The sequence below is a fragment of the Paraburkholderia sp. FT54 genome, assembly GCF_031585635.1.
In the GTDB taxonomy this organism is placed as follows: domain Bacteria; phylum Pseudomonadota; class Gammaproteobacteria; order Burkholderiales; family Burkholderiaceae; genus Paraburkholderia.
Genome location: NZ_CP134195.1, coordinates 359,953 through 386,674 on the forward strand (window position 1 = coordinate 359,953; position 26,722 = coordinate 386,674).

Genomic DNA, 26,722 nt, shown 5'->3' on the forward strand with positions numbered 1-26,722 from the left:
CCGCCGTTGCGTCGCCAAATCAACCGCCGTCGTCGTCCTGATCACCACTGCCGCCGCCGTTGTCCTCGGCCGGTTGCTTCGGCGGAGGCGGGCGTTTGCCGATAGTGACCTCCAGATCCATCTCCCGGCTCTTGCGCACCAGATGCACCTTCGCGGCCGTGCCCGGCTTGATCTGCGCGATCACGTTCAGCAGGCGCGTGGTGTCGGTGATTTCCTGGCCGTTCACGCTCATGAGAATGTCACCCGGCTTGATGCCCGCGCGGTCCGCGGGCCCGTTCTTCAGCACGCCCGCGACAATCGCGCCCGACTTCTGATCCAGCCCGAACGATTCGGCGATCTCCGGCGTGACGTCCTGCGGCTCGACGCCGATCCAGCCGCGCGTGACCGAACCCGTGGTGATGATGCTCTCCAGCACGCTGCGCGCCGTCGAGACGGGAATCGCGAAGCCGATGCCGAGCGAGCCACCCGAGCGCGAATAGATGGCGGTGTTGATGCCGAGCAGGTTACCGTTCACGTCGACCAGCGCGCCGCCCGAGTTGCCGGGGTTGATGGCCGCGTCGGTCTGAATGAAGTTTTCGAACGTGTTGATGCCGAGGTGATTACGTCCGAGCGCGCTGACGATGCCCATGGTCACCGTCTGTCCGACGCCGAACGGATTGCCGATGGCGAGCACCACGTCGCCCACGCGCGTCTGGTCCATGCGGCCGAGCGTGATGGTGGGCAGGTTGGTCATGTTGACCTTGAGCACGGCCAGATCCGTTTCCGGGTCGACGCCGATCACCTTCGCATTCGTGGTGCGGCCGTCGGCCAGCGCGATTTCGATCTGATCAGCGCCGTCTACGACGTGCTGGTTCGTTAGAATGTACCCTTCCGAACTCACTATCACGCCGGAGCCCAGATTGGACGCGGGTTGTTCCTGCTGCTTGCGGTTCTTGTCGCCGAAGAAGTAGCGGAACAGCGGATCTTTCGCGCGTGGGTCGGGTGGCAGTGAGCCATCCTTGCTGGAGAACACATTGACGACCGCGGGCATGGCCTTTTGCGCGGCGTCCGCATACGACGCCTGAGCTGGGCCGCTGCCGATGCCTGGCGCTACTTCTCGCAGGGCGACGATCGGTTCGGCGAGTTGCTTGCCGAATTGCCCTTGACGCTGGAGCCACTGCGGTTTGAGAGTCGCAATGATGAACATGAGCGCCAACAGCACGGTCACCGCTTGAGCAAAGAACAGCCAAAAGCGTCTAAGCATCTGAAGACTAGAGGTTTATATGGATCGGATCGAACTTGAATTGTACTTGAACAATCTTCTTGAAACCGCGCGCTTCAAGGACTATTGCCCCAATGGACTGCAGGTCGAAGGGCGTCGCAAGATCAATAAGCTCGCGACCGGCGTGACCGCTTCGGCGGCCTTCCTGGAGGCCGCGCTCGACTGGGGCGCGGACGCCGTGCTGGTCCATCACGGCTACTTCTGGCGCAACGAAGCGCCGCAGATCACCGGCCGCAAACACGCGCGGCTGAAGCTGCTGATCGCCAACGACCTGAACCTGTTCGCCTATCACCTGCCGCTCGACGACCATCCCGAGTTCGGCAACAACGCGCAGATCGGCCAGAAGATGGGCTGGATCAGCGACGCGCGCTTCGGCGAGAACGACCTCGGCTGGCTCGCCACGTTTCCGATGCCGATCACGCTCGCGCACTTCACCGCGCAAGTCGAGCAGACGCTCGGCCGCACGCCGCTCGTGTTCGGCGACGCGGACCGCGAACTGCGCCGGGTGGGCTGGTGCACGGGTGCCGCGCAAGGCATGTTCGACGCGGCCATCAACGCGGGCGCCGACGTCTATCTGACCGGCGAAGTATCGGAGTCGGTGATGCACACGTCGGCGGAAAGCGGCGTCGCTTTTCTCGCGGCCGGCCACCATGCAACCGAGCGTTTCGGCGTGCAGGCGGTGGGTAAGCATCTGTCCGAGTCGTTCGATATCGAGCACCTCTTTATCGATATCCCTAATCCCGTCTGAATCGCAAAATTTACGTAAAACGCATTAGCGAAGAAAAAGGCGCGAATAACGGAGAGGGCACTTAAAAGGAGGCGCGCAAAAGTTTGCGATTCGTACGGAGAAACCCTGATTTATCAAGGGCTTCGCACGGTTTTTGGCAATCGGCCCTTGTAAATGGCGACTCCATTCGCGCAAACTAGCGGCGGTAGAAGCGACGTGAAGGAAAAATCCAACTCAGAAGTGGGGCGAGTGATGCGAGACAAGGAAGATGAACGCGTCGACGGCAGCCGCCGTACCTGGCTGATTGCGACGACCGCAGCAGGTGGCTTGGGAGGCGTGGCCACCGTTATACCCTTTGTTAGTTCGTTTGCACCATCTGAAAAGGCCAAGGCAGCAGGCGCCCCGGTCGAAGTCGATATTAGTGATCTCAAGCCCGGCGACATGAAGACCGTTGCCTGGCGTGGTAAGCCGGTGTGGATCATCAACCGCACCGACAGGATGCTCGCCGATGTCCAGAAAGCCGATAACGAAGTAGCGGATCCCCACACCAAGAATCCTTTTTCAATACCGTTGCCGGAGTACTGCAACAACGAGTTCCGTTCACGCACCGACCACAAGAACCTTTTCGTCGCCGTCGCCGTGTGCACCCATCTGGGCTGTACGCCGACGCCGCGCTTCCAGGAGGGCGCGCAGCCCAATCTTCCAGACGACTGGCCAGGCGGCTTCCTGTGCCCTTGCCACGGCTCGACCTATGACATGGCCGGCCGCGTCTTCAAGAACAAACCAGCGCCGCAGAACCTCGACATCCCGCCTTACATGTTCACCTCGGCCACCGGCCTCGTGATCGGCAAGGACGAGAAAGGAGAAGCGTAATGGCGATCGAGCACGAAGTAGAGACGACCGGGCTGGTCGGCTGGATCGACCGGCGCTTTCCGATGACTTCCACCTGGAAGAAGCACGTTTCCGAGTACTACGCGCCGAAGAACTTCAACTTCTGGTACTTCTTCGGCTCGCTTGCGCTGCTGGTGCTGGTCAACCAGATCGTCACCGGCATCTTCCTCACCATGAACTACAAGCCCGACGCGACGCTCGCGTTCTCGTCGGTCGAGTACATCATGCGCGAGGTGCCGTGGGGCTGGCTGATCCGCTATATGCACTCCACGGGCGCGTCGATGTTTTTCGTCGTCGTCTATCTGCATATGTTCCGCGGGCTGATGTACGGCTCGTACCGCAAGCCGCGCGAACTGGTGTGGATTTTCGGCTGCGCGATTTTCCTGTGCCTGATGGCCGAGGCGTTTTTCGGCTATCTGCTGCCATGGGGGCAAATGTCGTTCTGGGGCGCACAGGTGATCGTGAACCTGTTTTCGGCGATTCCGTTCATCGGGCCGGATCTGTCGCTGTGGATTCGCGGCGACTATGTGGTCTCGGACGTCACGCTGAACCGCTTCTTCGCGTTTCATGTGATCGCGATTCCGCTGGTGCTGATCGGCCTGGTGGTCGCCCACCTGGTCGCGCTGCACGAAGTGGGATCGAACAATCCGGACGGCATCGAGATCAAGGCGAAGAAGGGCCCGGACGGCATTCCGCTCGACGGCATCCCGTTCCATCCGTACTACTCGGTGCACGATTTCATGGGCGTGACGGTGTTCCTGCTGATCTTCGCGGCGATCATTTTCTTCGCGCCGGAGATGGGCGGCTACTTCCTCGAGGCGAACAACTTCGTGCCGGCCAATCCGCTGCAGACGCCGCCGGAAATCGCGCCGGTGTGGTACTTCACCGCCTTCTACGCGATGCTGCGCGCCACCACCGATCCGTTCAAGATCGTGCTGATGGTCGTGATCGGACTGCTCGGCCTGCTCGCGCTGGTGCGCGCGCGCGGCAAGTGGAAGCTCGGCTTGCCGGTGCTCGCCGTGCTGGTGATTCTGGCCATGGCGTTCACCGAGTCGAAGTTCTGGGGTGTGGTCGTGATGGGCAGCGCGGTGGTTTCGCTGTTCTTCCTGCCGTGGCTCGACCGCTCGCCGGTCAAGTCGATCCGTTACCGGCCGTTTTTTCACAAGGTGTTCTACGGCATTTTCGTGGCCGCGTTCCTGACGCTGGCTTTCCTCGGCACGAAACCGCCGTCGCCGGCCGCCACGCTGATCGCCCAGATCTGCGCCCTGATCTACTTCGCGTTTTTCCTCGGTATGCCGTTCTGGACGCGGCTTGGCACGTTCAAGCAGCCGCCCGAACGGGTGCGGTTCAAGCCTCACTAATCGCGAGCCAGGAGAACACGAATGAAAAAACTGCTTACGAAGTGCGCGCTGATCGGCGCGACACTGCTCGCGGTGCTGGCCGCCCCGGCTTACGCGGACGAGAATTTCCCTCTCGACCGCGCGCCGGATAACGCGGAGAATTTCGCTTCTTTGCAGCACGGCGCGCAATTGTTTGTAAACTACTGCCTGAATTGCCACAGCGCGAACCTGATGCGCTACAACCGCCTGACCGACATCGGCATCACGCCGAACGAAATTCAGGCGAATCTGCTGTTCACCACGGATAAAGTCGGCAACACCATGACCGTGGCAATGCGCCCGGAAGACGCGCAAGCGTGGTTCGGCGCGAGTCCGCCGGATTTGTCGGTGGAAGCGCGAGCGCGTGGCAAAGACTGGCTGTACACGTATTTGCGCAGCTTTTACCGCGACAATACGCGGCCGACCGGCTGGAATAATCTGGTGTATGAAAACGTGAGCATGCCTCACGTGCTGTGGCAGCTTCAGGGGCAACGTACTGCGAAGTTCGGTGACGAAACCGACGAAAAAACTGGCGAGACGGTACACAAATTTGTCGGCTTCCAGCAGGTCACTCCGGGAACGATGTCGCCGGTAGATTATGATTCTGCTGTGGCCGACCTCGTGTCGTACCTGTCATGGATGTCCGAACCGACCCAGAAAACCCGCAAGCAGCTCGGCGTGTGGGTGCTGTTGTTCCTCGGTATCCTGAGCTTTTTCGCCTGGCGATTGAACGCCGCGTACTGGAAACATATCAAATAATCACGCCGTCACCGGCGTGGGGCCGGCGCCAGGAAAAACCTGTTGAACGGTTTTTCCGCGCGCTGGCCTTTCAGCTTTTTGAGGAAACGTAAACATGATGGTTCTGTATTCCGGCACAACCTGCCCGTTCTCCCAGCGCTGCCGGCTGGTGTTGTTCGAAAAGGGCATGGACTTCGAGATCCGCGACGTCGACCTGTTTAACAAGCCGGAAGACATCGCCGTGATGAATCCGTACGGTCAAGTGCCGATTCTCGTCGAACGGGATCTGATTCTGTACGAATCGAACATCATCAACGAGTACATCGACGAGCGCTTCCCGCATCCGCAACTGATGCCGGCCGATCCGGTTCAGCGCGCCCGCGCCCGCCTGTTCCTGCTGAACTTCGAGAAGGAGCTGTTCGTGCACGTCGGCACGCTCGAAAACGAAAAGGGCAAGGCTGCCGAGAAGAATCACGAGAAAGCCCGTCTGGCGATCCGCGATCGTCTGACGCAGCTCGCGCCGATCTTCCTGAAGAACAAGTACATGCTCGGCGAAGAGTTCTCGATGCTCGACGTTGCGATCGCGCCGTTGCTGTGGCGTCTGGATCACTACGGCATCGAGCTCTCGAAGAACGCCGCACCGCTGATGAAGTACGCTGAGCGCATTTTCAGCCGCCCGGCTTATATCGAAGCGCTGACGCCTTCGGAAAAGGTGATGCGTCGTTGAGTTTGGCTTTGGGGTGAGGGCTCCGCGCGGCTGACCGGGCGCGGGCCCGCGCCCGGTAAGAGGACTGTTGATGCAAGAAATTTCCACCAAGCCCTACCTGCTGCGCGCGCTCTACGAGTGGTGCACGGATAACGGCTATACGCCGCACATCGCGGTCCGGGTCGACAATCAGACGCGCGTGCCGCGTCAGTTTGTGCGCGACAACGAAATCGTGTTGAACATCAGCTTCGAGGCGACCAGCCAGTTGCAGATGGGCAACGAGTGGATCGAGTTCAGCGCGCGTTTCTCCGGCAAGTCGCACAAGATCGAGGTGCCGATCGCCAATATTCTCGCGATTTACGCGCGCGAAAATGGTCAGGGCATGGCGTTCCCGGTCGAGTCGGCGGGCGGTGAAGCGCAGGATTCGGGCGCCGATGCGGAAATGTCGGACGAGACCGAAGCGCCCGCGCCGCGCGCGGTCGAAACGGCGCCGGCTACGGACGCCGCCACCACGAAAGCGGATAGCGACACGGACGGTCCGCAGCCTGACGACGACGGCTCGAAAGGTGGCGGAAGGGCTCGCCTCAAGATCGTAAAATGAAGTAGAATCACGGCCTCATGCCGGCTTAGCTCATCAGGTAGAGCGCTTGACTTGTAATCATGAGGTGGCGGGTTCGAGTCCTGCAGCCGGCACCAGTTGTACTAAACGGGGTTTCTGTTCAGTCAGAAACCCCGTTTTCATTGGTGCGCGCATATCGATAAGCGCCGTGTCCGCGCTGTTGCGCGGGCCTTCGGCCTGCAGAAAGGACCGTCTTAGTGAAGCATCGGTGATCCGCGAAACGGTCCAAAATCACCTTATCTCTTTCACCTTGTCGATTGTGGACTTTTGAATCCACGATTTGTCATTCAGGCGCGGCAGACAGCGCGCCTCACCCGTTCCCGCCGACGAATAGCGCACCGCGAACCCGGATGACAGAGGTACTATTCGGGCGTCAGTCGGTAACGCTATCCAGTACTCCGGCGGGCAACGCCCCCGATGACGCGGCTTCCCAGCGCGTCGTTCCCGCAACACCGATCCCACCTCATATGACCAGCCCTGCAACCATCACCTGGCCCGAAGCCGACGGCCCCCGCTCCGCGCGTTGGCGCTCCGAAGCGGCCGTGCCGCCGCCCAAACGCGTCATCGTCGCGGACGACCGCACCACCGCCGATTCCGCTTACCGCCTCGCGTGCGAAGGTACGGCGCTGTTGTGGAACGGCGACTTCCAGAACGCTCGCCAACTGCTGCAGGCTGTCACGCGCCGGCTCGAGCGCAAGCCTCGCAAGCAGGGCGAAACGCCGCTCGACGCGTTCAATCTGCACCGGCAGGCGCAGTCGCAGCGCGCGCGCACGCTCGGCATGATCCTGATTCCGCTCGACGCCGCGTACGCTATTCCGCTGCGCCGCGCGCCGGATGTCCAGCAGGCCTGCATCGAGACATACGGAGCGTCTACCGACGAGGCGTCCGTCGTGTCGCTGCGCGACCTGCTCGGCATGATCGGCGCGCACGAGTGGCGCAAGAAGGGCGTCGAGATTCCTGCGCTCGGCGACCGAATTCACCCGCACTACGGCGTGTTTTCGCCGGTGCGCGGCGAGTATGTGGATCTCGTCGCGCGCACGCCGCTGCCTTCGCTGAACAAGGCGTTCGATATCGGCACGGGCACCGGCGTGTTGTCGGCGTTGCTCGCCAAACGCGGCGTGAAGAAGATCATCGCTACGGATCAGGATCCCCGTGCGCTCGCTTGTGCGCGCGAGAACCTGGCGCGTCTCGGCTACGACCAGCAGGTCGAGGTCGTGCAAGCCGATCTGTTTCCGGAAGGCCGCGCGCCGCTCGTGGTGTGCAATCCGCCTTGGGTGCCGGCGAGGCCCGCTTCGCCGATCGAGTACGCGATCTACGATCCGGAAAGCCGCATGCTGCTCGGTTTCCTGAACGGTCTGGCGGAGCACTTGTCGCCGGGTGGGGAAGGCTGGCTGATCATGTCGGATTTCGCCGAGCATCTCGGCTTGCGCACTCGCGACTGGCTGCTTGCCGCCATCGACAAGGCGGGATTGACCGTGGTGGGTCGTGAGGACATTCGTCCGCGACACACCAAGTCGACCGATGAAACCGATGCGCTGCATACGGCGCGTATGGCCGAATTGACGTCGCTGTGGCGTCTGAAGGCGCGGTAAGCTGAAGCTACGTTGCCGCGGTCATAAGACGCGCGGCGGCGCCTCAAACCGATGCGCCGCGTGTTTTGATCTTGCCGACATACGCCGCCGCGCCACGCCCTGCCACGAGGCCGCTGGCAAAGCAGGCGGTGAGCAGGTAGCCGCCCGTCGGCGCTTCCCAGTCGAGCATCTCGCCCGCGCAGAATGCGCCCGGCAGGCGCTCGATCATCAAATGCTCGTCGAGCGCCTCGAAGGGGATGCCGCCGGCGGTGCTGATCGCTTCGGCGATCGGCCGGGCGCGCGTGAGTCGCACCGGCAGCGCCTTGATGGCGTGCGCGAGGCCGTTCGCGTCGGCGAACGCTTCTTTCGACAAAATCTCGTGCAACAGAGCCAGTTTCACCCCGCCAATGCCGATGCGACCGTGCAGGTGACTCGAGATCGAGCGTGAGCCGCGCGGCCGTGTGACTTCGGCGATGACGCGGTCCAAAGGCAAGCCAGGCGCCAGATCCAGCGCGATCGTCACGTTGCCGTCAACGAGAATTCGCTCCCGGATAACGGCCGAGAAGGCATAAATCAGGCTCCCTTCCAGGCCCGTTTCGGTCAAAAGTATTTCACCTTGTCGATTGTGGACTTTATTGTCCACATCGGTGAGCGTGATAGCCACTGGCTTGACCGGCTGACCGGCGAAACGCTCGCGCAGATAGGGGCTCCAGTGAGCGTCGAAGCCACAGTTCGCGGGCAGCAAGGGCGTCACCGGCACGTCGCGTGATGTCATCAGCGGGACCCAGGCGGCGTCCGACCCGAGCCGCGGCCAGCTGGCGCCGCCGAGCGCGAACACGACGGCGTCGAAGGTCAGGCTTTGTTCGCCGCCGGGCGTCGCGAAACGGAGCGTATGCGTGGCGGCGTCGCCCGCTTCGGGGTCCCAACCGCTCCACTTGTGGCGCATATGAAGCCGCACGCCCGCCTCGCGCAGTCGATGCAGCCACGCGCGCAGCATGGGCGCGGCTTTCATGTCGGTCGGAAAAACACGCCCCGAAGTGCCGACGAAAGTCTCCACGCCCAGCCCATGCAACCACGCGCGTAAGGCGTCGGGATCGAAAACGTGCACGAGCGGCGCGATCTGCTCGCGGCGCGCGCCGTAACGGCCGAGGAACGGTTCGAGCGGCTCCGAATGCGTGATGTTCATGCCGCCCTTGCCCGCCATCAGGAATTTGCGGCCGACCGACGGCATGGCGTCATAGACGTCGACCTGCACGCCTTGCTGGGCGAGCGCCTCGGCGGCCATCAAGCCGGCGGGACCGCCGCCGATCACGGCGACGCGGGCGGAATCGAATGAGGATGACATGCGGGCCTGCGGATGAGCGGAAGAGGCGGCGCGCCGACCGCAGCGGACGATCGGGCGGCGCAAAGGGCGCTATTTTCACACCGCGGGCGGCGCAGGGCAAACGGGCGGGCGCATCGGTGGGCCGAAAAAGGCTGGGTTCAGGCGCTCTTGAATACGCCTGGCTTGCGTCGGCGGCTGTGTTATCAACGGGCGCGACCTATACTTTTCACACACCTTCCATCGGACGCAGCGCGCGTCTTCCCGCGTCAAACCAATTCACCGCCTTCCCTGCACCCGGCGCTTTCCGCGCAATCGGAGCCGCCGTGTCACGGTCGGCGATGTGATTCGCGCATCTGCTGCCTGCATGGGTGTCTGAACGTCGTCTGGATAAAGGAGACTGTCATGTCCCGCAAATACATCGATTGCCGCGAGTTTCCGAGCGAAATGAATTGCACCGTCGCCCTGTCTGCCGACAGCGAGAGCGAATTGCTTGACGCAGCCGTGCAGCATGCGGTCGCGGTGCACAAACATACGGATTCGCCGGAATTGCGCTCGCAACTCAAGACGCTGTTTCACGACGGCACGCCGCCGGTCGAAGCGCCGCGCGCGTGAGTTGTCGTCTTTCGGGGAGGATATAGGCTGCGCGACCCGCACGAACGGCGCCTCGCCGCCCGTTGTGGGTCGCAGCATCTTTGAACTGTCCTAACCTGGGTACGCCTCGTCCACCTTCAGCCCGGCGAGCTTGAAGATGACCCGCAGCGTTTGCGGCTTGATATCGCGCCGCGAAGCGAGCGTGGTCATGACGAAGTCGAGCACCTTGGCGTACTTCAGCATGGTCAGGCAGGTTTCCATGTCCACGCTGCCGTCGCGCATGACTTCGGCCAGCCGAAGCATTTCCGTGGAGATGTCGCGGGCCATTTCCAGTTCGAGTTGCTGCTTTTCAGACCAGGCCGGGGTGGCGATGAGCTTCGCCAGCATTTCCTGGAATTTCTGTTCGACATTTCCGTTGGGTATCGTATCCATTGCCGCCTCTGCTATTTTCCGAGCGCGCATCCTGTAGAAGTCCCGGCGCGCTGCTGGTTACGTAACGTTCGGCCCCTGTTCCGGGACCGTCCTCCCCACCTGCATTCGGCTCGCGTGGTCAAAGCCACGGCGCAGCCCGTTGTTATAGGCGGCACGGCCGACGCCATTCCGGCCGGCCGTTACGCAACTACTTTTCAGTCTTTTCCGGAACCTTCCGCGCGACGCGTTCAAGCAGGAAGTGTTCCATGTTGATGCCATTCTTGCTGGCTTTGCACGGCTCCTTCGGTCAGCAAGCCGCACTTTGGGTAAACTGGCAGCAACTTTTCCCTTTTTCCGTCACCTGTCGCACGTTCGCGTTGCAATTATTGGCGGTTCCCCCCGATGTCCAGCAAAACGCACGAAATCCGTCCGAACCAGTCCGTCGAGTTGTTGAAGGAGCTTCACATCCTCACGCGTGACGGCAAGATGAACCAGGATAGCCGCCGTAAGCTAAAACAGGTCTACCACCTGTTCCAGTTCATCGAGCCGCTGCTCAAAGACCTCAAGGACAAGCAGGGCACCCTGACCCTCGTCGACCACGGCGCGGGCAAGTCCTATCTAGGTTTTATCCTGTATGACCTTTTCTTCAAGGAGTTTCAGGAGAACGAGGGCGGTGCGTCGCACATATACGGCATTGAAACGCGCGAGGAGCTCGTCGCGAAGTCGGAGGAATTGGCGGGCCGGCTGGGCTTTACGGGTATGTCGTTTCTGAATCTGTCGGTGGCGGATTCGATTACGTCGGACCGCTTGCCGGCCGCGATCGACATCGTGACGGCGCTGCACGCCTGCAATACCGCGACCGACGACGCGTTGCGCTTCGCGCTGGAAAAGAAGGCGAAGTACATCGTGGTCGTGCCGTGCTGTCAGGCCGAGGTGGCGGGCGTGTTGCGGCAGAACAAGGGCAAATCGCTGGGGAACGCCTTGACGGAGATCTGGCGTCATCCGTTGCACACTCGCGAATTCGGAAGCCAGATCACGAACGTGTTGCGGTGTTTGCAGCTCGAAGCGCATGGATATCAGGTCAGCGTGACCGAGCTGGTGGGCTGGGAACATTCCATGAAGAATGAACTCATCATCGCCCAATACAAGGATTTGCCGAGGCGCCGGCCGGCTGAGCGCCTGAATGAGGTGATGGAAACGCTCGGAATCGAGGAGCTGAAAGAACGGTTTTTTGTTTCGGCGTGATGGGGCGCATTTCGCAGGGGCTTGTTGCGGGCCACTGAATCATTACCGCTTCATCAACGCGTTCCAGCCGGCGAGGCCGATTCGCCGAAGCGTTTCCTGATTCCGCTCGTAAATCTCTCCCGCATCGGGAAAAGCCTGAACCGCGCGTTCGATACTCTCCTCCCGCAGGAGATGCAAAATCGGATACGGCGCGCGATTCGTGTAGTTCTCGATATCGCCAGGCTCGCTGTCTTCAAACTGGTAAAGCGGATGGAAGCTGGCGATCTGAACGACGCCTTCGAGCCGAAGCTGCTTGAGCATGCGTTCGGCGAAAAACAGGCAGTCGTTGTAGTCGAGAAAATCGCCGAGTGCCCGCGGCAGGATTAACAGCGTGGTGTCCACGGCGTCTGGGTCGGCGGCGATCAGCGTCTGTAGTTCGGTTTCGAGATCGGTCAGCACACCTTCCATGTCCACGGCATCGCTGACGGCATAGCGAATCTGCCCCTTCACATGCACCGCCTTTGCAAACGGACACAGGTTCAGGCCGATCACAGCCTCGGTCAACCAGTGACGAGTAGCGGCAACGACGGCATCGTGGGATTCGGCGGACAACGACATGGCGGGCGGCGCCGGAAATAAACCGCCATTTTAACGGGGCGGATCGACATCGGTTCGCGCCTCGCGCAAACAGAACCACAAAGCAGAAATCTCAACCGGCCGACGCCGCCGTTGCCGCGCCGCACGCCGCGGCGATCAACTGTGCGGCGACTTTCGGCGCGGCCAGAATGGGTCCGCATCCTGGGCCGTAGGTCTGGCTGGCCGCATACACGCCTTCGATCATCAAACCGAGCGCATTCGCCAACGCTTCCGGATCATCGGCGGCCGCCGCCGTGGCCAGTTCCGTGAGCCGCGCCATCAGCCGTGCCTTGTTGCGAAACACGAATTGCCGCGCCGGGTGCGCCGCATCCGAAAACTCCACCGACACGTTGACGAAAGGACAGCCGCGATAATCGTCGATGGACGCGCGCACCGCGAGGTCGTCGAAATATTGCTGAAGCTGCCGGGCCGGCTCGCCCGGGTGTTTGGCGAAGCTCCCCTCCACGTAGCCGAAAAACTGCTCGTCCTGACGTTCCAGATAAGCCATGACGAGTTCGTCCTTCGACGAAAACTGGCGATACAGGCTCATCTTGTTCACGCCGGCGCGCTCGACCACCGCGTCGACGCCGACCGCTCGCACCCCTTCGCGATAGAACAGCTCGTCCGCGGCGCGCAGCAGGTGCTCCTGCGCCTGCGGTCCGGCGGTCTGCGCGCCGCGTGTGCGCCGGGCAGCGGCCGGCTTGAGGATTCGACTTTCGGACATGGATGACCACCTGAATCAATTAACGCCTTGACATGTTACCGATCAGTAACTAGTATCGCAACACCTATTGTGACTGATCTGTCACAAGTCCTTTACCGAACGCGTAACAATATGAGCGGCGTCGCCTGCGGGGCGGGTGTCGATTGGAGAACCGATGAACTGGGCAGCGAGACTGATTGGCGGACGTTTCCACTACGGCTGGTTGACCGTCGCGGTGGTGTTTCTGGTACTGCTGGCGGCGGCCGGCACGCGCGCCACGCCGAGCGTGATGATGGTGCCGCTCGAACATCAATTCGGCTGGAGCCGCGCGACGATCTCGCTGGCGATCTCCGTGAACATCGCGCTGTACGGTCTGATGGGACCGTTCGCGGCGGCGGCGATGCAACGTTTCGGCGTGCGTCCCACGCTGCTGGCCGCGCTCGGTACGATGGCGGCTGGCGTGGCGCTTTCCTCCCTGATGACGCACCCGTGGCAGATGGTGCTGATCTGGGGCGTGATGGTCGGTGGCTCGACGGGCGTCGCGGCGCTGTCTTTGTCGGCGACGGTGGTGACGCGCTGGTTCACCACGCGGCGTGGCCTCGTCATGGGCATTCTCACGGCCAGTTCGGCGACTGGCCAACTGGTTTTCCTGCCGATGCTCGCCGCCATCGCGGAGCATTACGGCTGGCGGCAAGTGGTGTGGGTCGTCGCCATTGCGGCCGCGATCGTGATTCCGCTGGTTGCGTTTCTGTTGCCCGAGCGTCCGGCCGACATGAAACTGCGTCCGTACGGCGAACCGCACGACACGCCTCTTAACAGCACCGTCACCAAACAGAATCCGCTGGCCATCGCCTTCGGCACGCTCGCCATGGCCAGCAAGACGCGCGACTTCTGGCTGCTGTTTTTCAGCTTCTTTATCTGCGGCGCGAGCACCAACGGTTACGTCGGCACTCATCTGATCGCGATGTGCGGCGACTACGGCATGACGGAAGTGCAGGGCGCCTCGCTGCTCGCCGCGATGGGCATCTTCGATCTGTTCGGCACGACCCTCTCGGGCTGGTTGTCGGACCGCTTCAACAGCCGCGTGCTGCTGTTCTGGTACTACGGTCTGCGCGGTCTGTCGCTGATGTTTCTGCCGCACGCGTTCGGTATCGATTTCTTCGGTCTGCCGCTGTTCGCCGTGTTCTACGGCCTCGACTGGATCGCGACCGTGCCGCCAACCGTGCGTCTGGCCACCGACGTCTACGGCAAGGAGTCGGCGCCCGTGGTGTTCGGCTGGGTGGTCGCCGGCCATCAACTCGGCGCGGCGTTCGCGGCGCTCGGCGCGGGCATGCTGCGCGCGAGCCTCGGTACCTACACGGTGGCGTCGATGATTTCCGGCGGCTTGTGTCTCGTGGCGGCGGTGATCGTGTTGCGGATCAATCGGCCCGCCAAGGTACCGGAACCGCAGGCGGCATAACACGGCACGCGGCGACCCGAGTATCGCGAGAACCACGGCCCCGTAAGGGGCCGTTTTGCTGTCGCAGCCAGCGCTAAACAAACTGCTCGCTTGTAGGCGCACGCGCCCCGAACCCCGGTTATGCTATGTGACCCCGGGCAGTTGCCCGTCGATCATGAATTTCGACCGAGAGAAGCGCATGACCAACAAACCCGCCCCTACCGCAATTGCCATTCACGAGCTGATTGCAGGCCGCTGGAGCCCGCGCGCGTATTCGAGCGAGCCGGTGAGCCGCGAGCATCTGCAATCCGTGCTCGAGGCGGCACGCTGGGCGCCGTCTTCGTATAACGCGCAGCCGTGGCGTTTTCTCGTATTCGACCGCAGCGTCGATGAAGTCTCGTTCAAGCAGGCGTTCGCCACGCTGGTGCCGTTCAACCAGGGCTGGAATGCGCCGGCACCGGTGCTGATCGCGGTGACCACGCACACCCTCACCAACAAGGGCGAAGTGAATCGCTGCGCGCCATACGATGCGGGCGCCGCCGCGATGGCGCTGGTCTTGCAGGCGCACGCGCTCGGACTGGCCGCGCATCAGATGAGCGGTTTCGACCCGAACGCGTTCCGCACGGCATTCAAGCTGCCGAGCGACGTCGAAGTGATCGCGATGATTTCGCTCGGTCATTATGGCGACGTCGACAAGCTGGATCCGGTCTTGCGCGAGCGTGAGAAGTCGGTGCGTCAGCGTCTGCCGCTGGCGGAGATCGCCTATAGTGGCGGCTGGAAAAAGGCGTTCTGAGTGCTTTTCCGTCGTCTCGTGAAGCGAGGCAAAACGCGCGGCGACAACCGCGCGTTTTTTATTCCCCGCCACCCGCGACGCTCGACAGCGGCGCCGCCACGCTCTCGAGCGACTTGCGCTCCGCATCCACGCCCCAGATGGCAGCGATCACCGCCGCCGCGAGCATCAGGCCCGAGCCGACCAGATAGCCCGAAAACACTTCGCTGCGCTGATGCGTGTCGATCAGCCGTCCGAAAAACGCCGGCCCGGCGATGCCGCCGAGCGCCGTGCCGAACGCGTAGAAAATCGCGATGGCCAGCGCGCGGATCTCCAGCGGGAACGACTCGCTGACCGTCAGATAAGCCGAACTCGCGGCCGCCGAGGCGAAGAAGAAAATCACCATCCACGCGATCGTCTGCGTGACGACGGTGAGCATCTGCTGCTCGAAGAGGTAACCGCTCAGCGTCAGCAGAATGCCGGAGATCGCGTAAGTCGCCGCGATCATCTTGCGCCGCCCGATGACGTCGAAGAGTCGGCCAAGCAGCAGCGGTCCGAGGAAATTGCCGAGCGCGAAGGGCAGCAGATACCAGCCGATGTGGTCGCCCGGCACATGGTAAAAGTCGGTGAGCACCAGCGCGTAGGTGAAAAAGATCGCGTTGTAGAAGAACGCCTGCGCGGTCATCAGCGACAGGCCGACCAGCGCGCGCCGTCGATGCACGTTGAAAAGCGTATGGAATACCTCGCGCAATGGCGTATGTCCGCGAGCGCGCAAGCGCAGGCGCGTGAGGTCGTGGTCGGAAAGCGTGTGGCCTTCGTTGCGCAAGCGCGTTTCGATGCCTTCGACGATCGCGCGAGCGTCGCGCTCGTCGCCGTGCGTGAGCAGCCAACGTGGGCTTTCGGGCACCCAGATGCGCATCGGCAAAATTCCCAGCGCGAGCACCGCGCCGATGAAGAAGCAGGCCCGCCAGCCCCAGTCGGCCGGCAACAGATGCGGATCGAGCAGCACCAGCGAACCGGCCGCGCCTAGCCCCGCGCCGACCCAGAACGTGCCGTTGATGCCCAGATCGGTCCAGCCGCGCACGCGTGCCGGCGTGAATTCCTGAATCGTCGAGTTGATCGCCGTGTATTCACCGCCAATCCCCGCGCCGGTCAGGAAGCGAAACAGGAGAAAACTGGCCAGATTCCACGACAACGCGGTTGCCGCCGTCGCCGCCAGATAAAGGGCGAGGGTGATGAAAAACAGCTTGCGGCGGCCGAGCCGATCGGTCAGCCAGCCGAACGCCAACGCACCCAGAACAGCGCCGGCGATGTAGGCGCTACCGGCCAGACCGACGTCGGCGTTGGTAAAGTGCAACGATGGACTAGACTTCAACGCACTTGCGACTGCGCCGGCCAGCGTGACTTCCAGACCGTCCAGCAGCCACGTCACGCCAAGCGCCACCACGATCAGCGAGTGAAACCGGCCCCACGGCAGACGGTCGAGCCGCGAGGGCAGATCCGTTTCGACGACCGTGGCGTTTTTTTCGTGGACAGCGGCAGTAGGCGGCGCGCTCATTGCTTGAAGTCTCCTCGATTCCGAAAATTGGCGGCGTATCCTGTGAAAATGAGCAATATTCGTTCCGTCGAGATGGGCTTTTGTGTGATCGCGAGCGCGCCCGAAACGTCAGTTGATGCTGATTGGGCTTTCGTGTTACAAAGCCGCTCCCCCCTTCTGTCCGCGCCAGCCGTGAGCGGCGATTCCTGCCATGAACTATTGCGCGATTGACTTCGGTACTTCCAATTCGGCCGTGGCCGTTCCCGACGGCGGCGCGCTCAAGCTTGCGCCTGTCGAAGGCGCCTACACGACGCTGCCCACCTCGGTCTTTTTCAATACCGACGAAAACACCCGCGAATTCGGACGGGCGGCGCTGGCAGCCTACATCGACGGCTTCGACGGCCGCCTGATGCGCTCGATGAAGAGCATTCTCGGCTCGCCGCTCGCCGAGAACTCCACCGATCTGGGCGACGGTTCCGCGATCAAGTACACGGAGGTGATCGCGATTTTCGTCGATCACCTCAAGCGCTCGGCCGAGAAAAGCGTCGGCGGGCCAATCAATCGCGCCGTGCTGGGCCGCCCGGTGTTTTTTGTCGACGACGATCCGCGCGCCGATCAGATGGCGCAGCAGCAGCTGGAAGCCGCCGCGCGCTCGGTCGGTTTGCGGGAAATCCACTTTCAGTATGAGCCGATCGCTGCCGCGTTCGACTATGAATCGCACCTGGCGGAAGAAGGGCTCGTGCTGGTGGCCGACATCGGCGGCGGTACTTCGGACTTTTCGCTGGTGCGGGTCGGGCCGGAGCGGATGAAGCGCGTCGAGCGCAAGGACGACGTGCTGGCGCACCACGGCGTGCACGTCGCCGGTACGGATTTCGACCGTCGCGTGGAACTGGCGACGATTTTGCGCCAATTGGGTTATCAGGCGCTGGATCCGGAAGGCCGCGAGATTCCGAACCGGATCTATTTCGATCTGGCGACCTGGCATCTGATCAACACCGTCTACGCCCCGAAGCGCGTCAGCGAACTGGCGCTGATGCGGCACCTGTTCACCGAGGTCAAGCACCACGACCGCCTGATGCGCGTCGTGGACCGCCGTTTGGGCCATGCACTGGCTGCGCATGCCGAAGAGGCGAAGATCGGCGTGGCGGCGGGCGGAGAGACCGTGATCGATCTCGACGAAGTGGAAGACGACCTGCGCCTCGCGTTCGACGAGGTGCAACTTATCAAGGCCGGCCAGGACGAAACGCTGCGCATCGTGCAGGCGGCGCGCGACACAGTGCAGGCGGCCGGCGTCGCGACACGCGACGTCAACGCGATTTACTTCACGGGCGGTTCGACCGGATTGGCGTTTCTATCCGGCGCATTGGCGGCGGCATTTCCGGATGCCAAAGCAGTATTCGGCGACCGACTTGCGAGTGTCGCGACTGGACTCGGTATTCACGCGCGACGTCTATTCGGATAACCGAAATCATCAATCGCATACTGCGAAGATAATCACCATTCGCAAATGGCGACGAATATAAAAAAACCCCGCCGAGGCGGGGTTTTTTTGCGTCCAGAAGGAAGCGTGTTGCTTACACCGGCTTGATGTTAGCAGCTTGCTTGCCCTTCGGGCCCGTCTTCACTTCAAACGTAACCTTTTGGTTTTCTTGCAGCGTCTTGAAGCCTTCCGTGCGGATTTCCGAGAAATGCGCGAACAGATCTTCGCCACCGCCGTCCGGCGTGATGAAGCCAAAGCCCTTTGCGTCATTGAACCACTTGACGGTACCGGTTTCCATATTACTTGTTCCTAAAGATGGTAAATAAGGCCGAAGCCCAGAGGGTGCATGAAAATCAAGGAAGGGGGTAATGGGACCAACCGGAGTACCGTTGATGGGCGAACTACGAAAGACCAATTCACTCGCCGCTTGAAATCCTGCCCGAACGTTATACGGCGATTTTGAGAGAAGGTCAACAGTCTCCCCACAACTTTACGAACTTTCACTAACTTGGCGTAAAAGTTGCTTACAAAGCTTGCTATTCGCCCGATCTTTTTGTTAGGGAGAACCCTTAGTTTCGCTGCAGGGACCGGGTGCAACCGTTAAACTACGCGCCTCGCGTCGGTTGCACCTGTCTGGAATGGGCCGTCGCGTACGCATGCGCGTCACCCCGTCTCCAATGCCCCAAGGCGATTGCACGCGGTGCCGACATGGATCTGCTGCAACTTGCATGGGGCGGGTAAGTGCCGAAGCGCTCACTCCCGCCGACACAGGAGAAGATGTGAAAAGTTCTATACAACGGAACATCGGGCCGTTCGCGCTGATGCTGACGGGCCTGGGTTCTATCATCGGGTCTGGCTGGCTGTTCGGCGCGTGGAAGGCCGCAAAAATTGCCGGCCCGGCTGCCATTTGTGCATGGGTGATCGGCGCGGTCGTGATTCTCGCGATTGCATTGACGTACGCGGAACTCGGCGCGATGTTCCCGGAGTCCGGCGGCATGGTGCGTTATGCGCGCTATTCGCACGGTGCGCTGGTTGGTTTCATTAGCGCATGGGCCAACTGGATCGCCATTGTCTCCGTGATTCCCATCGAGGCTGAAGCGTCCATTCAATATATGAGTACGTGGCCCTATCCCTGGGCGCATGCGCTATTCGTGGACGGGTCATTAACGACTAATGGGTTATTACTGTCCGCGGCGCTCGTGATTATTTACTTCATGCTGAACTACTGGGGGGTGAAACTGTTCGCGCGCGCCAATTCGGCAATCACGATCTTCAAGTTCCTGATTCCCGGCGCGACGATCCTCGGCTTGATGCTGACGGGCTTCCACAAGGAAAACTTCGGCGAAGCGAGCACCTTCGCGCCGTACGGCTGGTCGGCGGTGCTGACGGCAGTGTCGACCAGCGGCATTGTGTTCGCGTTCAACGGTTTCCAGAGCCCGATCAATCTCGCGGGTGAAGCGCGCAATCCGGCCAGGAGCGTGCCGTTCGCGGTGATCGGCTCGATCCTCCTCGCGCTTGTGATCTACGTGCTGCTGCAGGTCGCGTATATCGGCGCGGTGAACCCGAGCGACGTGATGAAGGGCTGGAGCCACTTCAACTTCGCTTCGCCGTTCGCGGAACTCGCCATCGCGCTGAACCTGAACTGGCTGGCGATCCTGCTGTACGTCGACGCATTCGTCAGCCCGAGCGGCACCGGCACGACCTACATGGCGACCACCAGCCGCATGATCTACGCGATGGAACGCAACAACACGATGCCGAAGATGTTCGGCAACGTGCACCCGTTCTACGGCGTGCCGCGTCAGGCGATGTGGTTCAACCTGCTGGTGTCGTTCATTTTCCTGTTCTTCTTCCGCGGCTGGAGTTCGCTGGCGGCGGTGATCTCGGTCGCGACCGTGATCTCGTACCTGACCGGCCCGATCAGCCTGATGGCCTTGCGCCGCGCGGCGACGGATCTCGAGCGTCCGCTGCATATTCCGGGCATGAAGATCATTGCGCCGTTTGCGTTCGTCTGCGCGTCGCTGATCCTGTACTGGGCGAAGTGGCCGCTGACCGGCGAAATCATTCTGCTGATGGTCGTCGCGCTGCCGGTGTACTTCTACTTCCAGGCCAAGTCCGGCTTTGCCGGCTGGGGGCGTGATCTGAAGGCCGCGTGGTGGCTGGTCGCTTATCTGCCGGTGATGGCAATTCTGTCGCTGATCGGCAGCAAGCAGTTTGGCGGTCACGACCTCATCCCTTACGGCTGGGACATGGTGGTGGTTATCGTGTTCTCGCTGGTGTTCTACTACTGGGGTGTGACGAGCGGTTATCGCTCTGAATATCTGGACGAACGCAGCGAGCACGACGAAGTGCTCGAAGGCATGGGCGCTCACTAAGTTGTTGCGCTGAAGTCTGGAAGACCCCCACCTTGGGTTGCTCAGGTGGGGGTTTTTGTTTTCTGCCGTGCCGTCGGTCGCGCTTACGACGCCGCGTCAGGCGGTGCCGAACACGTAGTTCGTCATGGCGAGCGAGCGCTGGTAGGTCCCAAGCGACTGGATGGCCAGCGAGTAATCGTCGTCCGCCGCGCCCAATGCGGCGAATACGGGCAGCAGATGCTCGTCGGTGGGATGCATCAGCACCGCGTGCGGCGCCTGGCGGCGGTAGTCGAGCAGGGAGTCGATATCGTGCGCGGCGAGCTTTTCCTCGAACCAGCCGGTGAATTCGGCGACGCGCGGATCGGCATCCTCAGGGCGCGCGGAGAAGTCGGCGGCGCGCAGATTATGCGTGATCTGGCCGGACCCGATCACCATCACACCGTCGTCTTTCAACGACCGCAGCGCCCGGCCGACTCGGAAGTGATGCGCCGCGTCCATGTGCGGCTGGATCGACAGTTGCGCGACAGGCACGTCGGCATCCGGAAACATGAGCAGCATCGGCACCCATGCGCCGTGGTCGAGTCCGTGCGGCTGGGCGCCCGCGAGGATGCCGTTTTCGCCGAGCAGCACCGCCGCGCGCCGCGCCACCTCGGGCGCGCCTGGCGCGGGGTACTGAATTTCGTACAACTGACGCGGAAAGCCGTAGAAATCGTGGATGGTTTCCGGCGCAGTGGACGTGCTCGCCACCGGCTGCGCCGTGCCCCAATGGGCCGACAGCATCAGCACGGCTTCCGGACGCGGCAACCGGGCGCTCAGCGTGGCGAATTCCGCCGATGGCAACGACGGGTCGATCGGCAGCGTAGGCGCGCCGTGAGACAGGAAAAGCGAAGGTAAGCGGTTCATGGCAGCAGCGCGGCCGCGAGAGCGCGGCGCAGAGATTGGGTTGCTACCAATATAGGGTTACACCGCCGTTTGATAAACGGGCTAAAACAGAATTGATTGTGTCGTAGATGTTGTGAATCCGAGCGTCTCTGCACGGACATCGCACGCAGCGGCTGACGCGTTAGTCCTGTGCGCCACGCAGTCCGGCCCACGCCGGCGACAAAGCCGGTCCGAGCGCAAACAGATCCAGCACGCGCGCCACGGTGTGATCGACCATTTCGTCGATGGAAGCGGGTTGGTTGTAGAAGGCAGGCAAGGGCGGGAAGATCACGCCGCCCATTTCAGTGACAGCCGTCATGTTGCGCAGATGGGCGAGATTGAGCGGCGTCTCGCGCACCAGCAGTACGAGGCGACGACGCTCCTTGAGCGTGACGTCGGCGGCGCGCGTGATCAGGTTGTCCGAGAAACCGTGCGCGACGCTGGCGAGCGTCTTCATCGAACAAGGGGCGACGACCATGCCGTCGGTGGCGAACGAGCCGGACGCGATGCTCGCGCCGACGTCTCGCGCCGAATGGACGACATCCGCGAGCGGATGCACGTCTTCTTTGCTCAACTGCAGTTCGTGCTGGATATTGAGCCAGCCCGCGCTCGAAATCAGCAAATGGCTCTCGACACCGCCCAGCCGGCGCAGCGTCTCGAGCAGCCGGATGCCGTAGATGGCACCGGTCGCGCCGGTGATCGCAACGACCAGCCGGCGCGGCGCCGCAGTACGTGTTTCCATGGCTCGCGGCGCCTTAAGCAAACAAGCGTGTGTGGACCGTGGCCGCTCAGGCCGCGGCAAACAGCTGCTGCAGTTCGCCTGATTCGTACATTTCCATCATGATGTCCGAACCGCCGACGAATTCGCCCTTCACGTAGAGCTGCGGAATAGTCGGCCAGTTCGAGAACTGCTTGATGCCCTGGCGGACTTCGTCGTCTTCGAGGACGTTGACGGTCTTGATCTCGCCGACGCCGCACGCCTTCAGAATCTGGATGGCGCGGCCCGAAAAGCCGCACATCGGGAACTGAGCGGTGCCCTTCATGAAGAGGACGACGTTGTTCTCGTCGACGATTTGCTTGATGCGTTGTTGCGTATCCATGACTGACCTTGCGGTTCCGTAATGTGTAGGGAATAGGCTGAAATGATAGCGGATTTCGATACGGCCGGCCGAGCGCCGCTTTGTCCGTGCAGCGTTTGTGGATATTAGGCGATGCGGGTCAACCGGCCAAACGCCCGCCGCTGATCCGCTCGATGCCGGCCAGATCACGCTCCGAGCGGACCGGCGCGAAACCTTGCGCCGTCAGTAACTCGCGCACGGCTTCGGCCTGATCGTAGCCGTGCTCGATCCACAATACGCCATTGGCGGCGAGTCGTGTGGGCGCGCCGGCGATGATCGCGCGAATCGCGCTGAGGCCGTCGGCTTCATCGGTGAGCGCGCCGCGCGGTTCGAAGCGCAGATCGCCTTCCTCCAGATGCGGGTCGCCGCTCGCGATATATGGCGGATTGCTGACGATCACGTCAAACCGCAACGTGGCGTCGAGCGCGTCGTACCAGTCGCTTTGCGTCAATACCACAGCGCCACCGGGGCGTTTCGCGTCGAGCAGGCGGGTGGCGTTGCGCGTGGCCACCGCCAGCGCTTCCGCGGAACGGTCGAGCGCCCAGACTTGCGCGTCGGGGCGCATCGACGCAATTGCGACGGCAATGGCACCGGTGCCGGTGCCGAGATCGAGCACGCGAGGCCGCGGCAGGTTTTCCAGCGCCGTCAGCGCGGTGTCGACCAGCAATTCGGTTTCGGGACGCGGAATCAGCACGTGCGGCGTGACTTCGAAATCCAGCCCGAAAAATTCCCGGGCGCCGACCAGTTGCGCCACCGGCTCGCCGGATACGCGTCGCGCTTCCAGCGCCTGGTAGCGCTCCACCCACTCAGCGTCGAGCACTAGGTCACTGCGTGTGATCAGTTGCGTGGGCCGCCAGCCGAGTACATGCGTGAGCAGGATGCGCGCTTCGAGCGGCGGCAGCGGCGAAGCGCGCAACAGGGCGGCGGGCGTGGTGGGCGCGGCGGGTGTGGCCGAAGTCATGCGCGCGTTAGTCCGCGTCGCCCAGCGACGCCAGCAACTCGGCCTGATGCTCGCTGACGAGCGCCGCGATCAACTCGTCTAGATCGCCGTCCATGATTGCGTCGAGGCGGTAGAGCGTGAGGTTGATTCGGTGATCCGTCAGACGCCCTTGCGGGAAGTTGTACGTGCGAATCCGCTCCGAGCGGTCGCCCGAGCCGATCAGGCTCTTGCGCGTGGCCGCTTCCTTCGCCTGCTGCTCGTGCGATTGCTTGTCCTTGATACGCGCGGCCAACACCTTCAGCGCGCGGTCCTTGTTCTTGTGCTGCGAACGGTCATCCTGACACTCCACAACGATTCCAGTCGGCAAGTGCGTGACGCGCACCGCGGAGTCGGTCTTGTTGATGTGCTGCCCGCCCGCGCCAGACGCGCGGAACGTATCGATCCGCAGATCGGCCGGGTTGATCTCGACTTCGCCGATTTCGTCCGCTTCCGGCATGACCGCGACCGTGCAGGCCGACGTGTGGATGCGCCCTTGGGTTTCGGTCGCCGGCACGCGTTGCACGCGATGGCCGCCGGACTCGAACTTGAGCTTCGAATAGGCGGCTTCGCCCGCGATCCTCACGATCACTTCCTTGTAGCCGCCCAGATCCGACTCGCTCGCCGACATCATTTCCACTTGCCAGCGGTTGCGCTCGGCAAAGCGCAAGTACATGCGCAGCAGGTCGCCGGCGAACAGGGCCGATTCGTCGCCGCCCGTTCCGGCACGGATTTCCAGGAAAATGTTGCGGTCGTCGTTCGGGTCTTTCGGCAGCAGCATTTTCTGCAGCTCGCCGCCGAGCTTTTCCATTCGCTCGCGCGCCGCGCGAATTTCGTCTTCGGCGAAGTCGCGCATTGACACATCCGCCAGCAATTCCTGGGCGGTGGTTGCGTCGTTCATGGCCTGGCGCCACAGCGCGTAATGGTCCACCACCGGCCCGAGCTCGGCGTGTTCCCGCGTGAGCTTGCGGTATTGGTCGAGATTCGAGGTGATGTCTTCTCGGCTCAACAGATCATTCAGTTCGGCCAGCCGGGTAGTGAGCTGGTCGAGCTTGCGTTGCATGCTCGTTTTCATCGGAAGGGTATCGGAGCGGGCTCCGGCAAGGACGACGACTAGGGGAGTGGGCGGATGCCCTGGTCAGAAGCACGTCGCGGGCCACTGATGGATAGCCCGGACAGCGCGGCGGCGGCTGCGCCGCTAACGCTCCGAGGAACCGGAGTGTTTGTAGAAACCGCTCATGAGTTCGATGAGCGTGTCACGGTTCTCGCTGCTTGCGCGATTGAGCGCGTGCGTGGGACCGTGAATCAGTTTATTGGTGAGCGATTGCGACAGTGCTTCGAGCACGGCAGCCGGATCGTCGCCGCGCGCGAGCATTTTCTGCGCGCGTTCGACTTCGGCGCGGCGCAGCACGTCCGCTTGCGTGTGCATATGGCGGATCACCGGCACGATGCTGCGCGCGTCCAGCCACTGCATGAAATTCTGCACGCGCGTTTCGATGATCGCTTCGGCCTGCGCGACCGCGGCTTGCCGCGACGCGTTGCCTTCGCGGACGATCGCGCCGAGGTCGTCGACGGTGTACAAAAACACGTCTTCGAGCTTGCCGACTTCGGGTTCGATATCGCGCGGCACGGCCAGATCGACCATGAAAATCGGCCGGTGACGGCGCGCTTTGACCGCCCGCTCGACCGCGCCCAAGCCGATGATCGGCAAGGTGGACGCGGTGCACGACACGATGATGTCGAACTCATGCATGCGCGAGGGCAGCTCCGACAGCGGAATGGCCCGGCCGTTGAAGCGCTCGGCGAGGCGCGTGCCGCGCTCGGCCGTGCGGTTCGCGACGACGAGTTCCTTTGGCTGCTGCGCCGCGAAGTGCGTGGCGCACAGCTCGATCATTTCGCCCGCGCCGATGAACAGCACGCGCTGGTTGGCCACCTTGTCGAAAATCCGCTGGGCGAGGCGCACGGCGGCGGCCGCCATGGAAACCGATTGCGCGCCGATTTCGGTCGTGGTGCGCACTTCCTTCGCCACGGCGAAGGTGCGCTGGAACAACTGGTTCAAATAGGTGCCGAGCGCGCCGGCTTCGGACGCGGTACGCACCGCATCCTTCATTTGTCCGACGATTTGCGTCTCGCCCAGCACCATCGAATCCAGCCCGGACGCGACGCGGAACGCGTGACGCACGGCCTCCGACTGCGGCAGCGCATAAACGTGCGGCGCGAGTTGGTCGATGGGCAGGTTGTGGTACTTGGACAGCCACTGGATCGCGGCTTCGCGCGCGGCCTGGTCGTCGGTCGCGCAGTAGAGTTCGGTGCGATTGCAGGTGGAGAGAATGGCTGCTTCCGGCGCTGTGCGGGCCGACGGGCCGAGCCAGATGCTCTTGAAGGTATCCAATGCAGGTTTGATCTGTTCGAGCGGAAACGCCACGCGTTCGCGCAGGGCGACAGGCGCAGTGTGATGATTGATTCCGATCGTTAGAAGTTGCATTTGAGGGGAGCTATGGTTCAGCCCAATATTATAGCGTTTTCAAGATTTTCACATTGTGCGCAGCTTATTCCGCGTTTACAACGGCTTCCGGCGGGATTGCGTCGAGTTGGTAGCCGTAGCCGTAAAGCGGCGTCAGGCAATAGCCATGTTCAGGATGAAGCTGCAATTTGCTTCGCACGCGCGATGCGTGCGTGTCGACCGTGCGCGATCGCACGTCGCGGCGGCGCGTCCAGACGTTTTCCAGAATATGCGCTCGAGACACCGGCCGCGAGAGATTGCTGAACAGCAGTAGCGCGAGGCGGAACTCCTTCGGCGTCAGCGTGACCGTTTGCTTACGGAATGTGACGGCAAATTGCGCCGCATCGAAGGCATATTCGCCGATGATGTCGCGCCGCCGGTTGGGCGGCCGCCGCAAGCCGGCGCGGCGCAGCAGCGCGTCCACGCGAGCCAGCATCTCCGGGCCGCGGACCGGTTTGGTCAGGCAGTCGTCGGCGCCCGCGTGCAGCGCGGCGACAATCTGGCTTTCGCGCGGCGCCGACATCAGCACGATCACCGGCAAGCCCGGCAGGATGGCGCGGGCGCGCGGGATGACGTCTTCGGCGGAGTGGTCGCCGGCCCAGCTTTCGGTGATGAGAAGGTCGAAGAATTCTTCGTTGGCGCGCGACAGAAACGGCACGCTCGCGGTGAAGTGCTGACACAGATGACCGCCGGCGAAGACCAGCCGGCCGACCAGTTCAGCATGCCGCAAATCCGGCTCGATTAGGGCGATTCGCATGACGCGCTTTCAGCGTGGCAATGACCGGGGACCAGGCTTTTCCGTAAGGCTCACAGCTTGCCTAACAGCACCCCGACCCCTAAACTCA

General features: G+C 62.3%; 27 protein-coding genes and 1 tRNA gene. 14 read left to right on the forward strand and 14 right to left on the reverse strand.

The window, feature by feature from the left end:
* Positions 1–19: 19 nt before the first annotated feature.
* Entirely contained in the window at positions 20–1,243 is a 1,224-nt protein-coding gene (locus tag RI103_RS01730) for a Do family serine endopeptidase (protein ID WP_310813732.1), read from the reverse strand.
* Between the two features lie 19 nt (positions 1,244–1,262).
* Here RI103_RS01730 and RI103_RS01735 point away from each other — a divergent pair, with 19 nt between their 5' ends.
* The 8 genes from RI103_RS01735 (at position 1,263) to RI103_RS01770 (ending at position 7,913) form a co-directional block, all read left to right on the forward strand.
* Positions 1,263–2,009: a Nif3-like dinuclear metal center hexameric protein gene (locus RI103_RS01735; protein ID WP_310813733.1), complete on the forward strand. Its 747-nt coding sequence runs from the start codon at positions 1,263–1,265 to the stop codon at positions 2,007–2,009.
* Positions 2,010–2,240: 231 nt separating this feature from the next.
* A complete protein-coding gene (gene petA / locus RI103_RS01740) occupies positions 2,241–2,861 on the forward strand; it encodes a ubiquinol-cytochrome c reductase iron-sulfur subunit (protein WP_310815153.1) in 621 nt (206 codons plus the stop codon).
* Positions 2,861–4,240 (forward strand): cytochrome bc complex cytochrome b subunit, encoded by a 1,380-nt coding sequence (locus RI103_RS01745; RefSeq protein WP_132376756.1) that lies wholly within the window; start codon positions 2,861–2,863, stop codon positions 4,238–4,240. Before petA ends, RI103_RS01745 begins: the two co-directional genes overlap by 1 nt.
* Positions 4,241–4,261: 21 nt before the next feature.
* Complete coding sequence (locus RI103_RS01750; protein ID WP_310813734.1) at positions 4,262–5,017, forward strand: cytochrome c1; 756 nt, start codon at positions 4,262–4,264, stop codon at positions 5,015–5,017.
* A 94-nt stretch (positions 5,018–5,111) separates the two neighbouring features.
* Positions 5,112–5,723 (forward strand): glutathione S-transferase N-terminal domain-containing protein, encoded by a 612-nt coding sequence (locus RI103_RS01755; RefSeq protein ID WP_006052302.1) that lies wholly within the window; start codon positions 5,112–5,114, stop codon positions 5,721–5,723.
* Positions 5,724–5,793: 70 nt separating this feature from the next.
* Positions 5,794–6,303, forward strand: a complete 510-nt coding sequence (locus RI103_RS01760; protein WP_310813735.1) for a ClpXP protease specificity-enhancing factor — start codon at positions 5,794–5,796, stop codon at positions 6,301–6,303.
* A 19-nt stretch (positions 6,304–6,322) separates the two neighbouring features.
* Positions 6,323–6,398 (forward strand) — tRNA-Thr (locus tag RI103_RS01765).
* Between the two features lie 390 nt (positions 6,399–6,788).
* A complete protein-coding gene (locus RI103_RS01770; RefSeq protein WP_310813736.1) occupies positions 6,789–7,913 on the forward strand; it encodes a class I SAM-dependent methyltransferase in 1,125 nt (374 codons plus the stop codon).
* A 43-nt stretch (positions 7,914–7,956) separates the two neighbouring features.
* Here RI103_RS01770 and RI103_RS01775 read toward each other — a convergent pair whose 3' ends face one another.
* Positions 7,957–9,237, reverse strand: a complete 1,281-nt coding sequence (locus RI103_RS01775) for a TIGR03862 family flavoprotein (RefSeq protein WP_310813737.1) — start codon at positions 9,235–9,237, stop codon at positions 7,957–7,959.
* A 381-nt stretch (positions 9,238–9,618) separates the two neighbouring features.
* Here RI103_RS01775 and RI103_RS01780 point away from each other — a divergent pair, with 381 nt between their 5' ends.
* A complete protein-coding gene (locus RI103_RS01780; RefSeq protein ID WP_310813738.1) occupies positions 9,619–9,828 on the forward strand; it encodes a DUF1059 domain-containing protein in 210 nt (69 codons plus the stop codon).
* A gap of 90 nt (positions 9,829–9,918) precedes the next feature.
* Here RI103_RS01780 and RI103_RS01785 read toward each other — a convergent pair whose 3' ends face one another.
* Positions 9,919–10,239 carry a DNA-binding protein gene (locus RI103_RS01785; RefSeq protein WP_310813739.1) on the reverse strand — a complete coding sequence of 107 codons (321 nt, stop codon included), beginning with the start codon at positions 10,237–10,239 and terminating at the stop codon, positions 9,919–9,921.
* Positions 10,240–10,620: 381 nt separating this feature from the next.
* Here RI103_RS01785 and RI103_RS01790 point away from each other — a divergent pair, with 381 nt between their 5' ends.
* Positions 10,621–11,463, forward strand: coding sequence for an SAM-dependent methyltransferase (locus tag RI103_RS01790; RefSeq protein ID WP_310813740.1), 843 nt, complete (start codon positions 10,621–10,623; stop codon positions 11,461–11,463).
* Between the two features lie 42 nt (positions 11,464–11,505).
* On the opposite strand, the gene RI103_RS01795 is transcribed toward RI103_RS01790, so the two are convergent.
* The gene (locus RI103_RS01795; protein ID WP_310813741.1) at positions 11,506–12,060 is read right to left on the reverse strand and encodes a DUF1415 domain-containing protein; all 555 of its coding nucleotides are present in this window, start codon (positions 12,058–12,060) and stop codon (positions 11,506–11,508) included.
* A 91-nt stretch (positions 12,061–12,151) separates the two neighbouring features.
* The gene (locus RI103_RS01800) at positions 12,152–12,802 is read right to left on the reverse strand and encodes a TetR/AcrR family transcriptional regulator (protein WP_310813742.1); all 651 of its coding nucleotides are present in this window, start codon (positions 12,800–12,802) and stop codon (positions 12,152–12,154) included.
* A gap of 154 nt (positions 12,803–12,956) precedes the next feature.
* On the opposite strand from RI103_RS01800, the gene RI103_RS01805 reads away from it, so the two are divergent.
* Together RI103_RS01805 and RI103_RS01810 are read left to right on the forward strand one after the other, a co-directional pair.
* Positions 12,957–14,240: an MFS transporter gene (locus tag RI103_RS01805; RefSeq protein ID WP_310813743.1), complete on the forward strand. Its 1,284-nt coding sequence runs from the start codon at positions 12,957–12,959 to the stop codon at positions 14,238–14,240.
* Between the two features lie 178 nt (positions 14,241–14,418).
* The gene (locus RI103_RS01810; RefSeq protein WP_310813744.1) at positions 14,419–15,012 is read left to right on the forward strand and encodes a nitroreductase family protein; all 594 of its coding nucleotides are present in this window, start codon (positions 14,419–14,421) and stop codon (positions 15,010–15,012) included.
* Between the two features lie 58 nt (positions 15,013–15,070).
* Here RI103_RS01810 and RI103_RS01815 read toward each other — a convergent pair whose 3' ends face one another.
* On the reverse strand, positions 15,071–16,546 hold the full coding sequence (locus RI103_RS01815; RefSeq protein WP_310813745.1) for an MFS transporter: 1,476 nt from the start codon (positions 16,544–16,546) through the stop codon (positions 15,071–15,073).
* 190 nt (positions 16,547–16,736) lie between these two features.
* Between RI103_RS01815 and RI103_RS01820 the strand changes: the two genes are divergently transcribed.
* Positions 16,737–17,987, forward strand: coding sequence for an Hsp70 family protein (locus RI103_RS01820; RefSeq protein WP_310813746.1), 1,251 nt, complete (start codon positions 16,737–16,739; stop codon positions 17,985–17,987).
* A gap of 112 nt (positions 17,988–18,099) precedes the next feature.
* On the opposite strand, the gene RI103_RS01825 is transcribed toward RI103_RS01820, so the two are convergent.
* A complete protein-coding gene (locus RI103_RS01825) occupies positions 18,100–18,303 on the reverse strand; it encodes a cold-shock protein (protein WP_007180251.1) in 204 nt (67 codons plus the stop codon).
* A gap of 481 nt (positions 18,304–18,784) precedes the next feature.
* Between RI103_RS01825 and RI103_RS01830 the strand changes: the two genes are divergently transcribed.
* The gene (locus RI103_RS01830; RefSeq protein WP_310813747.1) at positions 18,785–20,380 is read left to right on the forward strand and encodes an APC family permease; all 1,596 of its coding nucleotides are present in this window, start codon (positions 18,785–18,787) and stop codon (positions 20,378–20,380) included.
* A 96-nt stretch (positions 20,381–20,476) separates the two neighbouring features.
* Here the strand turns inward: RI103_RS01830 and RI103_RS01835 are convergent, their stop codons facing one another.
* The 7 genes from RI103_RS01835 to RI103_RS01865 form a co-directional block, all read right to left on the reverse strand.
* The gene (locus tag RI103_RS01835; RefSeq protein ID WP_310813748.1) at positions 20,477–21,262 is read right to left on the reverse strand and encodes a class III extradiol ring-cleavage dioxygenase; all 786 of its coding nucleotides are present in this window, start codon (positions 21,260–21,262) and stop codon (positions 20,477–20,479) included.
* Between the two features lie 160 nt (positions 21,263–21,422).
* Positions 21,423–22,022, reverse strand: coding sequence for a UbiX family flavin prenyltransferase (locus RI103_RS01840; protein WP_310813749.1), 600 nt, complete (start codon positions 22,020–22,022; stop codon positions 21,423–21,425).
* 46 nt (positions 22,023–22,068) lie between these two features.
* Positions 22,069–22,380 carry a Grx4 family monothiol glutaredoxin gene (gene grxD / locus RI103_RS01845; RefSeq protein ID WP_012434475.1) on the reverse strand — a complete coding sequence of 104 codons (312 nt, stop codon included), beginning with the start codon at positions 22,378–22,380 and terminating at the stop codon, positions 22,069–22,071.
* A gap of 118 nt (positions 22,381–22,498) precedes the next feature.
* Positions 22,499–23,359, reverse strand: coding sequence for a peptide chain release factor N(5)-glutamine methyltransferase (prmC, locus tag RI103_RS01850; protein ID WP_310813750.1), 861 nt, complete (start codon positions 23,357–23,359; stop codon positions 22,499–22,501).
* Positions 23,360–23,366: 7 nt separating this feature from the next.
* Positions 23,367–24,449, reverse strand: a complete 1,083-nt coding sequence (prfA, locus tag RI103_RS01855; RefSeq protein ID WP_310813751.1) for a peptide chain release factor 1 — start codon at positions 24,447–24,449, stop codon at positions 23,367–23,369.
* Between the two features lie 123 nt (positions 24,450–24,572).
* Positions 24,573–25,859, reverse strand: coding sequence for a glutamyl-tRNA reductase (hemA, locus tag RI103_RS01860; protein ID WP_310813752.1), 1,287 nt, complete (start codon positions 25,857–25,859; stop codon positions 24,573–24,575).
* 64 nt (positions 25,860–25,923) lie between these two features.
* Entirely contained in the window at positions 25,924–26,634 is a 711-nt protein-coding gene (locus tag RI103_RS01865) for a response regulator transcription factor (protein ID WP_310813753.1), read from the reverse strand.
* Positions 26,635–26,722 lie beyond the last annotated feature (88 nt).

Bases quoted from the DNA above. Each gene is read 5' to 3' on its own strand.
- RI103_RS01730 (WP_310813732.1), bottom strand. From the start codon at position 1,243: ATGCTTAGACGCTTTTGGCTGTTCTTTGCTCAAGCGGTGACCGTGCTG.
- RI103_RS01735 (WP_310813733.1), top strand. From the start codon at position 1,263: ATGGATCGGATCGAACTTGAATTGTACTTGAACAATCTTCTTGAAACC.
- petA (WP_310815153.1), top strand. From the start codon at position 2,241: ATGCGAGACAAGGAAGATGAACGCGTCGACGGCAGCCGCCGTACCTGG.
- RI103_RS01745 (WP_132376756.1), top strand. From the start codon at position 2,861: ATGGCGATCGAGCACGAAGTAGAGACGACCGGGCTGGTCGGCTGGATC.
- RI103_RS01750 (WP_310813734.1), top strand. From the start codon at position 4,262: ATGAAAAAACTGCTTACGAAGTGCGCGCTGATCGGCGCGACACTGCTC.
- RI103_RS01755 (WP_006052302.1), top strand. From the start codon at position 5,112: ATGATGGTTCTGTATTCCGGCACAACCTGCCCGTTCTCCCAGCGCTGC.
- RI103_RS01760 (WP_310813735.1), top strand. From the start codon at position 5,794: ATGCAAGAAATTTCCACCAAGCCCTACCTGCTGCGCGCGCTCTACGAG.
- RI103_RS01770 (WP_310813736.1), top strand. From the start codon at position 6,789: ATGACCAGCCCTGCAACCATCACCTGGCCCGAAGCCGACGGCCCCCGC.
- RI103_RS01775 (WP_310813737.1), bottom strand. From the start codon at position 9,237: ATGTCATCCTCATTCGATTCCGCCCGCGTCGCCGTGATCGGCGGCGGT.
- RI103_RS01780 (WP_310813738.1), top strand. From the start codon at position 9,619: ATGTCCCGCAAATACATCGATTGCCGCGAGTTTCCGAGCGAAATGAAT.
- RI103_RS01785 (WP_310813739.1), bottom strand. From the start codon at position 10,239: ATGGATACGATACCCAACGGAAATGTCGAACAGAAATTCCAGGAAATG.
- RI103_RS01790 (WP_310813740.1), top strand. From the start codon at position 10,621: ATGTCCAGCAAAACGCACGAAATCCGTCCGAACCAGTCCGTCGAGTTG.
- RI103_RS01795 (WP_310813741.1), bottom strand. From the start codon at position 12,060: ATGTCGTTGTCCGCCGAATCCCACGATGCCGTCGTTGCCGCTACTCGT.
- RI103_RS01800 (WP_310813742.1), bottom strand. From the start codon at position 12,802: ATGTCCGAAAGTCGAATCCTCAAGCCGGCCGCTGCCCGGCGCACACGC.
- RI103_RS01805 (WP_310813743.1), top strand. From the start codon at position 12,957: ATGAACTGGGCAGCGAGACTGATTGGCGGACGTTTCCACTACGGCTGG.
- RI103_RS01810 (WP_310813744.1), top strand. From the start codon at position 14,419: ATGACCAACAAACCCGCCCCTACCGCAATTGCCATTCACGAGCTGATT.
- RI103_RS01815 (WP_310813745.1), bottom strand. From the start codon at position 16,546: ATGAGCGCGCCGCCTACTGCCGCTGTCCACGAAAAAAACGCCACGGTC.
- RI103_RS01820 (WP_310813746.1), top strand. From the start codon at position 16,737: ATGAACTATTGCGCGATTGACTTCGGTACTTCCAATTCGGCCGTGGCC.
- RI103_RS01825 (WP_007180251.1), bottom strand. From the start codon at position 18,303: ATGGAAACCGGTACCGTCAAGTGGTTCAATGACGCAAAGGGCTTTGGC.
- RI103_RS01835 (WP_310813748.1), bottom strand. From the start codon at position 21,262: ATGAACCGCTTACCTTCGCTTTTCCTGTCTCACGGCGCGCCTACGCTG.
- RI103_RS01840 (WP_310813749.1), bottom strand. From the start codon at position 22,022: ATGGAAACACGTACTGCGGCGCCGCGCCGGCTGGTCGTTGCGATCACC.
- grxD (WP_012434475.1), bottom strand. From the start codon at position 22,380: ATGGATACGCAACAACGCATCAAGCAAATCGTCGACGAGAACAACGTC.
- prmC (WP_310813750.1), bottom strand. From the start codon at position 23,359: ATGACTTCGGCCACACCCGCCGCGCCCACCACGCCCGCCGCCCTGTTG.
- prfA (WP_310813751.1), bottom strand. From the start codon at position 24,449: ATGAAAACGAGCATGCAACGCAAGCTCGACCAGCTCACTACCCGGCTG.
- hemA (WP_310813752.1), bottom strand. From the start codon at position 25,859: ATGCAACTTCTAACGATCGGAATCAATCATCACACTGCGCCTGTCGCC.
- RI103_RS01865 (WP_310813753.1), bottom strand. From the start codon at position 26,634: ATGCGAATCGCCCTAATCGAGCCGGATTTGCGGCATGCTGAACTGGTC.